The sequence below is a fragment of the Desulfosarcina ovata subsp. ovata genome, from assembly GCF_009689005.1.
Lineage (GTDB): Bacteria > Desulfobacterota > Desulfobacteria > Desulfobacterales > Desulfosarcinaceae > Desulfosarcina > Desulfosarcina ovata.
Genome location: NZ_AP021879.1, coordinates 2,343,691 through 2,355,327, shown reverse-complemented (window position 1 = coordinate 2,355,327; position 11,637 = coordinate 2,343,691). Strand labels below are relative to the sequence as shown.

At 58.3% G+C, this 11,637-nt stretch carries 9 protein-coding genes; 4 read left to right on the top strand and 5 right to left on the bottom strand.

Annotated features, from left to right (window positions below; translation table 11 throughout):
* Positions 1–141 precede the first annotated feature (141 nt).
* Complete coding sequence (gene gltX, locus GN112_RS10655) at positions 142–1,620, top strand: glutamate--tRNA ligase (RefSeq protein ID WP_155310199.1); 1,479 nt, start codon at positions 142–144, stop codon at positions 1,618–1,620.
* A 15-nt stretch (positions 1,621–1,635) separates the two neighbouring features.
* Here the strand turns inward: gltX and GN112_RS10650 are convergent, their stop codons facing one another.
* The 3 genes from GN112_RS10650 to GN112_RS10640 form a co-directional block, all read right to left on the bottom strand.
* Positions 1,636–3,828, bottom strand: a complete 2,193-nt coding sequence (locus GN112_RS10650) for a CHASE2 domain-containing protein (RefSeq protein ID WP_155310198.1) — start codon at positions 3,826–3,828, stop codon at positions 1,636–1,638.
* Between the two features lie 136 nt (positions 3,829–3,964).
* Positions 3,965–4,627, bottom strand: coding sequence for an SHOCT domain-containing protein (locus tag GN112_RS10645; RefSeq protein ID WP_155310197.1), 663 nt, complete (start codon positions 4,625–4,627; stop codon positions 3,965–3,967).
* Positions 4,628–4,658: 31 nt separating this feature from the next.
* Positions 4,659–5,141, bottom strand: a complete 483-nt coding sequence (locus GN112_RS10640; protein WP_155310196.1) for an adenosine-specific kinase — start codon at positions 5,139–5,141, stop codon at positions 4,659–4,661.
* 654 nt (positions 5,142–5,795) lie between these two features.
* Here GN112_RS10640 and GN112_RS10635 point away from each other — a divergent pair.
* A complete protein-coding gene (locus tag GN112_RS10635; protein ID WP_155310195.1) occupies positions 5,796–6,269 on the top strand; it encodes a hypothetical protein in 474 nt (157 codons plus the stop codon).
* Between the two features lie 294 nt (positions 6,270–6,563).
* On the opposite strand, the gene hisA is transcribed toward GN112_RS10635, so the two are convergent.
* A complete protein-coding gene (gene hisA / locus GN112_RS10630) occupies positions 6,564–7,352 on the bottom strand; it encodes a phosphoribosylformimino-5-aminoimidazole carboxamide ribotide isomerase (protein ID WP_155310194.1) in 789 nt (262 codons plus the stop codon).
* A gap of 25 nt (positions 7,353–7,377) precedes the next feature.
* A complete protein-coding gene (locus GN112_RS10625; protein ID WP_155310193.1) occupies positions 7,378–9,528 on the bottom strand; it encodes a putative bifunctional diguanylate cyclase/phosphodiesterase in 2,151 nt (716 codons plus the stop codon).
* Between the two features lie 226 nt (positions 9,529–9,754).
* On the opposite strand from GN112_RS10625, the gene rsmG reads away from it, so the two are divergent.
* On the top strand, positions 9,755–10,483 hold the full coding sequence (gene rsmG / locus GN112_RS10620; RefSeq protein WP_155310192.1) for a 16S rRNA (guanine(527)-N(7))-methyltransferase RsmG: 729 nt from the start codon (positions 9,755–9,757) through the stop codon (positions 10,481–10,483).
* Between the two features lie 35 nt (positions 10,484–10,518).
* Positions 10,519–11,613 (top strand): ADP-ribosylglycohydrolase family protein, encoded by a 1,095-nt coding sequence (locus GN112_RS10615; protein ID WP_231716990.1) that lies wholly within the window; start codon positions 10,519–10,521, stop codon positions 11,611–11,613.
* The last annotated feature ends 24 nt before the right edge of the window (positions 11,614–11,637 follow it).

The window sequence follows — 11,637 nt, the reverse complement described above, 5'->3', positions numbered from 1 at the left end:
TTGCCTGCGACAACGGTTCCCGATATTTGGTTTGCATGCAATTGCCCTGGACACTGGAGGCAGTGCCCTTGAACGGTTTTCCCAGAAACGGTATAGAAGCTCTCCAGACGATATGAACCTCTCATTGGAAAGGAGTCCAGCATGGAAGCGGTACGCGTTCGGTTTCCCCCCAGCCCCACCGGCTATCTGCATATCGGCGGCGCCCGCACGGCGCTTTTGAACTGGCTGTTTGCCCGTAAACATGGCGGCAAGCTGGTTCTCCGGATCGAGGACACCGATGCCGAACGCTCCACCCAGGCCTCCATCGATGGCATTCTCGACGGCCTGACCTGGCTCGGCCTGGACTGGGACGAGGGCCCCTATTTCCAGACCCAATTCAAGGCGGATCACGCCCGGGCCGCCGAGCGGCTGCTCGAAAGCGGAAAGGCCTACAAATGCTTCTGTACCCGGGAGACCCTCGAGGCCAAGCGGGAGCAGGCACTGGCCAACAAACAGGCTGTGGGCTACGACGGCACCTGCCGTCATCTTTCCGCAAGCGAAGTGGCGGCGCGCGAGGCCGATGGCCTGCCTTCGGTGATCCGTTTCAAGGTGCCCGAGCGTACGGGAAAGATCGGATACGACGACCGGGTGCTCGGCCGCATCGAGCGGGCCTATGCCGATATCGAGGACTTTGTCATCGTCCGGTCCAACGGCGAGCCCCTCTACCTGCTCTGTAACGTGGTCGACGACATCCGTGACCGGATTTCTCACGTTATCCGTGGCCAGGACCACATGACCAACACCGTTCGCCAACTGCTTCTTTATGAGGCCCTGGGCGCCCGGCCGCCGGTGTTCGCCCACATGCCGCTGACCCTGGACCTGAAAAAACGCAAGATTTCCAAACGCCACCACGGCGAAGTCGTTTCCGTTCAGTTCTACCGGGAAAGGGGTTTCCTGCCCTGGGCGCTGTGCAACTTCCTGGTGCTTCTGGGGTGGAATCCGGGCACCGACCAGGAGATCTTCTCACGGGAGGAGCTGATCCAAGCCTTCACCCTGGAGCGCATCGGCCGGGTGAACTCGGTGTTCAATTACCGGGCCGGGGATCCCAAGTTTTTTACCGATCCCAAGCTGATCGCGATCAACGAGACGTACTTGCGCAGCACCGCGATCGAGACCATCGGGAACCTGGTGAAACCGGAACTGGAATCCGCCGGACTCTGGCATGAGGATTACGCCGGCGCCCGTCGGGAGTGGTATCTGGAGACCCTGGACCTGATCCGTGACCGCTTCCACACCCTCAAGGATTTCGCGACCCTCGGCAGGGCCTATTTTGCCGACGATTATGCCATCGATGAAAAACCGTTGAAAAAGAATCTTCTCAAACATCCGGAACTGAAGATCTGGCTGCCGCAATTGGCCGATCGTTTCGCGGCCCTGGATGCGTTCACCCTGGCGACCACGGAGCAGGCGACCCGGGCGTTTGCCGAGGAGCTCGGCGTCAAGCCGGGAGTGTTGATCAACGGCATGCGCACCGTGCTGACCGGCCAGCTGGCCGGCCCCGGCATGTTCGATATCCTGATGGCCCTGGGACGGGAGACCGTGGTACGACGGCTGAGCAGCGTCGATCGGCGGTATTCCTAGGCCTGCTGCCATGGCCTATTTGCTGTTCAGAACAAAAACGGGATCCCAGTTTTCACCGGGCGGCCGGGCGGCAAACTCCCTGCAGCGCTGTGTGTAGATCCGGTAAAGCTGAAGATCCCGATGGTCCTGGCGAAGTCCTGCCAGGGCGGCCAGCGCTGCCGCAAACTGTCCTTTTTTGTACAGGTCCAGTGCCGAATCCCATTTTGCCAGTTCTTTTGCCGACGGCCCCTCGGCATGGTCCCGGCAAACCGTGTAGACGGTCACCGGCGCCTGTTTGCCCTTGACCCGTACCGTATCGACTTCCTGGAAGACAAACCCCGTGCCACAGGCCCGGCGGACCGATTCGCTGACCAGCAGTGAGAGTCCGTAGGTTTTGGTCAGCGCTTCCAGCCGGGAGGCCAGGTTTACGTTGTCGCCAATGACCGTGTAGTCGAAAAGATCCTCGGAGCCCATGTTGCCCACGCGGACCAGGCCGCTGTGGATGCCGATCCCCACCCCCAAAGTGATGCCGAAGTCCTGCTTGAAACTTACGTTCAGGCGTTTCATCTCGTCGAGCATGTCAAGGGCGGTGCCGACGGCTGCGGCCTGGTGTACCGGAACGTCCAGCGGGGCGTTCCAGAAGGCCATGATGGCGTCGCCGATAAACTTGTCCATGGTGCCGCCGCTATTGATGATCGATCGTGTCATGGGGGTGAAACAGGTCCTCAGGAGTTCACTCACCTGCTTGGGCGCCAGCCGCTCACTCAGGTCGGTGAACCCGCGCAGGTCGCAGAAAAGAACGGAAACGTCCTTTTCCTGACCGTCGAGGGAGAGCTCTCGCCGCGATTTGACCAGTTCGTCGACGACGGTACCGGATACATACCGGGAGAAGGCAGTATAAAAGAAACGTTTTTCGGACTCTTCACGCCAGAATTTTAACACGGTCAGAAGAACGAAACAGACACCCAGGGTAATCAGTGGCCATAGGGGAGAGACAAATATACCGGTGTTTCGAAAGCAGAGGATCGATCCCCCCCATACCATCCCCCCGCCCAGGATGACGCCCACGACGCTCCACCGGGCCCGTGACCAAAGCAGCCAAACGATGGTAATGACGCCGGATAGCCAAACGATGATGAATTCCATGCCGGTTACCCAGCCCGGGCGGCTGATAAAATCACCCAGCAGCAGATTGTCCAGAACCGTGGCGTGAACCTCCACCCCGGGTGAAGCGGCGTTGAACGGTGTGGCGCGGTAGTCCTTGAGGCCGGCGGCCGTGGCGCCGATGAAAACGACTTTTCCGTTGAAAATGCCTTCCGGAAGGTTGTCTTCCAATACATCCGATGCTGAATAATAGGGAAATACCCGTGATGCACTCCGGTAGTGGATGAGAAGATTGCCCCGGGAATCCACGGGCACTGTGGTCGGCCCGATACGCAGGGCCTCGAGGCCGTGGGGATCGACTTTCAAAGCCAGATTGTCGATCCCGGTGGTCCGCATGAAAACTGCCAGGGCCAGGTTGGGGTATATGGCGTCCTTCCATTTCATTACCAGGGGAACTTTACGGTAGATGCCGTCCGAATCAACGGCAATGTTGATGAACCCCGAGGCGCCGGCCGCTTCGGCCAGCACCGGAATGTTGCACACCACGCTGGTTGGATTGAACATCAGCGGGATGCCTTGGGGCGTACCGGCCCGGGCAACGATGGCTGTGCTCACGGGATGGATCCGGCAGTCGCTGCCCAGGTCATCGGCGCCTTCGGCAAAAAACTTGTAACTCAAAACGAACGGACCGGCGGCCAGACGATTGGCCAGAACCTGGTCATAGTCCATCAGCGCATCCGGCAGGCCGGTAAAGTCGACCGCGATGGAGAGATCATTGCGCAGATTTTTCTGGATTTCCCGGGGAGAGGTGCGGTCTGGTTCGGCAAAAATGATATCCACACCCACCACGTCGGCTCCCAGTCGGCGAATTTTCTCCAACAGAATGGCCACCCGATAGCGCGGCCAGGGCCACTGGCCGAACCGGGCCAGACTCTGCTCATCCAGATCCACGATCACCGGCACCCCGGAGGTATTGGGCCGCGTGGTGAGTGCCAGAATACTGTCGTAAACCTTCTGGTTCAACGCAGTGAGAAAATGGGGCTGAACCATATAAACACCGGCCATCACCACAGTGACTGCCACGCCTATGAGAACTTCCCGCCAGCGTCCGTTATTCAGGCGCACAAGCGGACCTCGCGTTTCCTGATTCTGCTGCCGGATCTTCTACTTGGGATGCCTTGAATGAGGCGGTCATCAGCGGACCGTGACTTCAACCCGCCGATTTTTCGGTTCGGGTACTTCTTCCAATGGGTTCCTTTCGTCATTTGGCGTGATCGTTTTCAACTGCCTTGGGTACGTCCGACGATTCAATCAACATGGTTTTGAGCAGATTGAATTCGTCGTCATCAATGTCGCCGGAGCGTTTGAGTTCGGCCAGGCGGTCCAACTGGTCAAGGATACCGGCAGCGCCGGTCCGGCCGGTTTCCTGGGGCAGCAGGGCCTGCTCTGAATGCGGCAGGGCCAGGGGGGCGTCGGACGGAGGCTGCCCGCAAGAGAAACGCAGCATGCCGCTGAAAATGGAAATTTCGAACGGTTTGCCCATCAGAAGATTGCGGCGCGCCGTTTCACCGGCCAAGGTCCCGTCTCTTTGAATCCGCCACCACAGTTTTTTCAGTCCCCGATACGTGAACCAGGCCAGGGCAACGGCGCCCACGCATCCGCCGGCAATGATCAGGTAGCGCAGATCCAGGGCACCTTTGATGAGAATTACCACAAAAGTGCCCAGCAGGGGGATGCCGAACAGGGCGATGATAAGGATGTAAAAAATGCCGATGCTGGAGGCGAAATAAAACTGCCTGCGCCAGTAACTGTCTTTTGGATCCACGACGTGATGCTCCCCTGGATGGCGTTCGATCAACCCGACGGGGACGGATTGTTTTTCCCGCCGGGTCATCAATATATCAGCAGCTCTGGCGGTTTGCAACAACGCCCATCCTGAAGTCGAGGGCCACCGTCTACATTTTGTAGCCGATGGTCCGCAGGAATGACTTGCGCGTGGTGATGTCGGCGTCTGCTTCAATCCCCTTGGATGCAAACCCATCGACAACCCCCAATATTCCACGGCCCTGGGCTGTCTCGGCGATAATCACTTCCACCGGATTGGCCGTTGCGCAGAAGATGCGACACACTTCGGGTACATTTTTAACCGTGTTGAGGATGTTGATCGGAAACATGTCCCGCATGAAGATGATAAAGCTGTGCCCGGCGCTCAAATTGAGTGCATTTTTCTGCGCCAGGGCGACCAGTTCATCATCCGTCCCGGCATGGCGCACCAGACAGACATCGGACGCTTCACAGAAGGCGATGCCGAACTTGGCGCCCGGGACGGTCGTGACAATGGCTTCGTAAAGATCCTCGACGGTTTTGATAAAATGGGAATGCCCCAGGATGAAATTGAGAAGTTCGGGATTGTCAATCTGAACGGTTTTCAGTTCCATGGGATCGTCTCCTTGTTGGTATAAGGGGATATAAAAGGGCGATGCGGCCAGACCCGGATCGCCCGTGCCCGCACAGGCGATAATTTATTTCAAACCGGGCGGTTTATCAAGGGTTCAGAACCGGGTGCCCACCGCCCCCGATTCAATCAATGTCAAATGCAAAAATCCAAATGTCAATTGAAGGATCGGATCGATTTTTAAATAGACAGAATACCACCAGTTGTCATTTGTAATTGGACATTTGACATTCTTAAGCCGTCGCTACCGGAGAAAAAGAGCAACAAGAAGTGAAATGCGGTTAACCCTGACCGGGCGCCGCATGGGTCCGTGAATCCGATGGTCGGGGGCCGGATCTGCCGATCATGCCGATTTCTTCACGTTGCCGTGTGCAAAAAATGCAACCGGGGATTTCCCATTGAATCCGAAAAATAAAAATATCCTTTAAATACGCTAAGATAACATTTGGTATCGAACTTGCTCAACTACTTGATGAAATATCTGTGCCGGTCCTGTGATCGGAGGGCGCGATCCCCGCAGACTGTCTTGCGGCAGGCCAATCGCTTTACCCCGAAAGGCGTTGGGGATCGACGCCATGCATCCGCGACAAGCAGGCGTTGCGGGATCATTTTATTTTCATGAAAAGAGGAGGATGTTATGAAGCTATCAAAACCGTTGATCGTTGCTGGCTTGGCCGCTATGTTGGCGGTGGCTTGTTCCGAAAAGAGCCCCACCACCACGGGGCAGGCCGATCAACCACAAGGCGAATCGCCGGCGCAAGTGGCGTCCCAGCAAGAAACCATCCCGGAAACCACGCCGGATGTCGCTCAGCAGACGGGCGGCGAGACCGTTCAGGCTACTGCGGAGGCGATTCAGGAAACAGCCCTGTCGGTGGCGGAAACGGCCAAGGAAACCTTGGCATCCGCGACTGCGGAACCGACCGAGATTGACGGGACCCTGATGCAGACCGAAAAAGGGGTGGCCATTGTTTCGGATCAATTCGCCTACCTGCTCTCAAATGATAATGACCTTGCCGACCTGGTCGGTCAGAAGGTGAAAATCACCGGTACGATTGCCGAGACCGAGGTGGGAGAGGTTCTCCAGGTCATGTCGGTCACGCCGGTAGACTAAACCCCGGTGTTTCACCATTGGGGTAAACTTTTGATGATTTGACCCCGTGATTGATCCGGCTCCCCGGTACGCGTTCCGGGGAGCCGTTTGTTTTAGGGGGGCATACGTTCCGGATGCCGGATCAAGTCCGGCATGACGAGCCAGCCGCTTTTTGCGAATTCATCAAGAGATAGTATTCAAGATAATGTTTTTGGGCTGCGTTATCGGTCTTCGCGGTAATCATTATACAGCTTCCTCCCTCTGGCCTTGCCAAAAACATTATCTTAAACACTATAGAATCCCCCCTGCCGACGATCAGATATCCACTTGATCCGGACGGTCGGATGGCCCGTACCGTTTTGCCAGCTCGGCATAGCGCAGTCCGTGGCCACCGAAGATGTCCAGGGCGCTGCCCACCGTAAAATCGATGTTGCCGCTACCCAGCGATTCGATCCGGTCGATATCGGCCTGGCTGGCGATGCCGCCGGCATAGGTGACCGGCAATCCTTGCCATCCCCCCAGGTAGGCCACCAGATCGGTTTCGATGCCGGCGCAACGACCCTCCACATCGACGGCATGGATAAGAAATTCGTCGCAGCAGGCGGCCAGGCGGTCCATCAGGGCGTAGGTCACAGCCTCGCTGGTAAAGGTCTGCCATCGGTCGGTGGCCACCAGATAGGCATTGTCCCGCCGACGGCAGCTCAAATCGAGTACCAGCCGGGTTTTACCGATTTTGTGGGTCAGCTGCCTGAGTCGCTCCATATGAATGCGGCCGTCATGAAACACCCAGGAGGTGACGATCACATGGCTGGCACCGGCATCCAGCCAGTCAGCGGCGTTGTCGATATTGACGCCCCCGCCGATTTGCAGGCCTCCAGGCCAGCCGGCCAGAGCGGCTCGGGCCGCCTCGGCGTTGCCCGGGCCCAGCTGAATCACATGGCCGCCGGTAAGATGGTCCCGGCGATAGCGGTCGGCAAACCAGGCAGCCGGTTTTTCGGCCTGAAAGTTGGTTTGCGGATGGCCGGCCGCGTCGTCGGAGAGGGTGGCACCGACGATCTGCTTGACCATGCCGGCGTGAAGATCGATACAGGGACGAAAGCGCATACCAGTTACTCCAGGTTGAAACAGGTCAGGGCGCCGGGACATCGGACCCCTGGCCGGTGTTTTTTGCCTGACCGGAAGATTCCCGGTGCTTCTGCCGTTCCAGCAGATCCGCGAACTGCTCGGCCGGCAGGGGGCGGGCAAAAAGATACCCCTGCATGGTGTCGCAGCCGCAGCGGATCAGAAATTCCATCTGCGCCTGGGTTTCGACCCCTTCGGCCACGGCATCGATATTCAGGTTGCGGGCCATGGAAATGATGGTTTTGACGATTTCCTGGTCGCCTTTGCTTTTCATCAGATCGGAAACAAACGAACGGTCGATTTTCAGGGCATCGATGGGAAAACGCTTCAGGTAACTCAGCGATGAATAGCCCGTGCCGAAATCATCGATGGAGAAACGGACGCCTCTGGAACGCAGATGCTGCATCTTGGCAATACACGCTTCCGGGTTTTGGATCATGCTGCTTTCGGTAACCTCCAGGTTGAGGCATGCCGGTGGCAGGCCGCTTTCATCGATGGCTTGGAGTACCGTCTGCTCAAAATCAGATTCCTGCAGCTGGCGGGCCGAGATATTGACGGAGACGAATGGCGTATCGAAACCCATGTCGTGCCAGGCCCTGACCTGGTTGCAGGCGGTGGCCAGGACCCACCGGCCCACCGGCACGATGATACCGGTATCTTCGGTGATGCGAATAAAATCCGCCGGCAGAATCAGCCCCAGTTCGGGGTGATGCCAGCGGATCAGCGCCTCCATACCCACGATGCGGCTGGCCCGGTCCACAAACGGCTGGTAGTAAAGCAGCAGTTCGTTGTTGCCGATGGCTTTTCTCAGGTGGCTCTCCATCTGCATGCGATGCAGCGCCTGGCGGTTCATCTCTTCGGTAAAAAAACGGTAGTTCCCACCGCCGTTTTCTTTGGCGGCATACATGGCCATATCCGCATTTTTCACCAAGCCCTCCACATCCCAGCCGTCATTGGGGAAAACGCTGATCCCGATGCTGGCAGTGGTGAAGATCTCATGGCCGTCGAAGCGGAACACCTGATTGATCGACGCCAATATTTTACGCGCCACCCGGGCGACATCGATATCCCGATTCAGGTTGGTGAGAATGACGGTGAATTCATCTCCGCCCAGCCTGAAAAGATGGTCCGTTTCCCTCAGGCACTGACCGAGTCTTTTGGCGACCGCCTTGAGCAGCAGATCTCCGGTATCGTGGCCCAGCGTGTCGTTGACCTGTTTGAATTTGTCCAGGTCCAGGAACATCAGCGCCCAGGCCCGGTCCGACCCGCGGCGGGAGGCATGCTGGAGCAGGTCGTCCAGAACCATGTAAAAGGATTTGCGGTTGGGCAGGCCGGTGAGCGTGTCGTGGTAGGCCACATAGCGCAGTTCGGCGTCTTTCCGGCGACGCTGGGTGATATCGTGGTAGATGACATAAATCGCGGGTTCGTCATTTTCCGTGACAATCGGTTTGGCCAGGATGGAGACATCGATCAGCCTGCCATCCCGGTCCATGCGCTGGGTTTCCATTTCAAACCGCTGACCGGCCAGGGCCCGTGCGGAGTAGGAAAAACTTTCGGCTTTCAACGCTTGGGGAACGATCAGCGATTCCATGCGCCGGCCGATGCACGCTTCCGGTGAATATCGGAAAAGCCGGCAGAACTCATCGTTGACCCGTATGACCCGGTCGTCCATGTCCAGGATCGCAATGGCTTCCGGACCGGCGTCAAACAACTGTTCGGCAAAGTTTTTCTGGTTGTGCAGCCTTTTTTCGGCCAGTCGGCGCTGGGTCACATCGCGGATAACGCCCAGGTATCCGTAAGCCCCTCCCCCGGGATGGTCCAACCGCATGATGGTGACCAGGGCGTGTTTGACATTTTCGCGGTGGTCGACGAAAATAATCGGGGCGTTGGGCACCAAACCGGTGTTGTCGGCCTGTTGCAGCAGATGGTCGCGGTCCGTCTGGTTGGCATAGAACGTGGTGATGTTCGATCGGCGCAGTTCGGCTTCGGCGATATTGAAAAAGACAAGGCTGGCTGGGTTGAAATCCAGTATCCGGCCGTTGGCTGCGGTGACGATGACCGCATCGGGGGATCGTTCGAACAAAATGCGATGGCGGGCCTGCACAAGCCGGTCGTCGTTGAAATCAATGTTAAAAACAGTGTGCTTGTTTTCGCTCATCTGGTTTTTCCATGGCAGCCGAACCGCGCTGCCGCCGCTTCCGGCAATACCGCATTCAAGATAATGTTTTTTGGGCTGCTTTATTACAAAAAAGGATCTGCCTTTGCAAGCGGGTTCGCTTAATGCCAACAATGGCACGATTCATGAGCATTGACAAGGTGAGAACAATTGCCTAGGGTCATTTATCGAACTTTCTGCGAACCGCCAAACCCGGAAAGGACGCCACATGGACAGCGAAACGTGGACCCCGGAACGTATCCTGCCCACCATGGAGATCGATTCCGCCGCCTGGCGACAAACCGTCATCGACGGTGCGGCTGAATTGGGCGTGACCGTGTCTGGCGGCCAGGCCCGGTCCATGGGCCGGCATGCCCGGGAGATGGTCCAGTGGAACCGGGTTTCCAATCTGACGGCCATTACCGATCCGCTGGCGGTGGCGGTCAAGCATTACGTGGATGCGCTGGCCGTGACGGCCAGCCTCGATTCGGGGCAGCGGGTGCTGGACGCCGGAACCGGCGGCGGATTTCCCGGCCTGCCGCTCAAGATCGTCAGAAGCGATCTGTCGCTGACCCTGGTGGACAGCGTGCGCAAGAAGGTCTCTTTTCTCAAGTACGCCATCGGCGCCTTGGGCCTGGGTGGCATCCGTGCCGTGCACGGCCGCCTGGAGGAACTGGGACGAATGCCGGCCTACCGCGGGCAGTTCGACCAGGTGGTGTGCCGGGCATTCGCTTCGCTGGAGGATTTCGCCCGGCTCTGCCTGCCGTTCCTGGCACCTGGCGGCTGCCTGCTGGCCATGAAAGGGCCCCAGGCCGAACACGACCACGAAATCGATGCGATCACCGATGACGGTATCCTCCTTCTTGCCGATACCCGCTTCACGATTCGGATCCACCGCTACTCCCTGCCTGTTCTGGGCGACCAGCGCCGGCTGGTGCGGCTGACGCCGATGGGCTAACGGGCGATTGGCGGCCGGCTGGCAACGATTCTGTCATGGACACCGTCGAGGCAAATGTTATGGACACCCTTTTGGACAATCCGCAACCCTCCCTGACACGGTCTTCCCGTGCCCTCGCCTGCATGCTGGGCGGCGCCATTGGCGACGCGTTGGGCGCACCCGTCGAATTTTTCAGCCTGGATGAAATCCGGCGACGTTATGGGGATTCCGGCATTTCCCGATTCGAGAAAGCCTACGGTCGTCTGGGCGCGATTACCGATGATACCCAGATGACGCTGTTCACGGCCGAAGGGCTGATCCTCTCCAATGTGCGGCGCGAATATGCCGGTGAAGACCTGGCGGTGACGGCGATCTACCATGCCTACCTGCGTTGGCTTTACACCCAGGATACCCGCAGTCAGGCGCAATTGATCCATCAACACGGCACCTGCTCGGTGATCGACGGTATTCTTACCGGCCATCGGGACCTGTTTGTTCAGCGGGCCCCGGGGCATGCCTGTCTTTCCGCGTTGCGCTCGGGAAAAATGGGAACCGTCGAACTGGCCATTAACGACAGCAAAGGGTGTGGTGGCGTGATGCGGGTGGCACCGGTCGGCCTGGCCTATGCGGATGCCGAAAAAGCGTTCCGTCTGGGATGTGCCTCTGCAGCCATTACCCATGGTCATCCCACCGGCCATTTGTGTGCCGGCCTGATGGCGGCGCTCATTTCACGGCTCGCCGGGGGGGCGACGCTGCCCGACGCGATTGCCGATGCCACCGGCATCCTCATGGACTACGACAGCCGTGAAGAATGCCTGAAAGCCGTTGCCGCGGCCGTTGAACTGAGCCACCAACAGGACCCTTCACCGGAACGGATCGAAACCCTCGGGGCGGGCTGGGTCGCCGAGGAGGCACTGGCCATGGGGATCTACGCGGCCCTGGTGGCCGGTGCCGATTTCAGGCGCGGGGTGCTCCTGGCGGTCAATCATTCCGGAGACAGCGATTCCACGGGGGCGATCGCCGGTAACATCATCGGTGCCCGATACGGGATGGACAGGATCCCGGCCGAATGGATCGCCGCGTTGGAAATGAGCGCTTTGATCCAGGAGATCGCCACCGATCTGATGGATCAGTTCGGCTTGAACGAATAACGCAGCCCAAAAACATTATCTTAA

Coding starts and splice junctions, on each gene's coding strand:
- gltX (WP_155310199.1), top strand. CDS start 142: ATGGAAGCGGTACGCGTTCGGTTTCCCCCCAGCCCCACCGGCTATCTG.
- GN112_RS10640 (WP_155310196.1), bottom strand. CDS start 5,141: ATGGAACTGAAAACCGTTCAGATTGACAATCCCGAACTTCTCAATTTC.
- GN112_RS10635 (WP_155310195.1), top strand. CDS start 5,796: ATGAAGCTATCAAAACCGTTGATCGTTGCTGGCTTGGCCGCTATGTTG.
- hisA (WP_155310194.1), bottom strand. CDS start 7,352: ATGCGCTTTCGTCCCTGTATCGATCTTCACGCCGGCATGGTCAAGCAG.
- GN112_RS10625 (WP_155310193.1), bottom strand. CDS start 9,528: ATGAGCGAAAACAAGCACACTGTTTTTAACATTGATTTCAACGACGAC.
- rsmG (WP_155310192.1), top strand. CDS start 9,755: ATGGACAGCGAAACGTGGACCCCGGAACGTATCCTGCCCACCATGGAG.
- GN112_RS10615 (WP_231716990.1), top strand. CDS start 10,519: ATGGACACCGTCGAGGCAAATGTTATGGACACCCTTTTGGACAATCCG.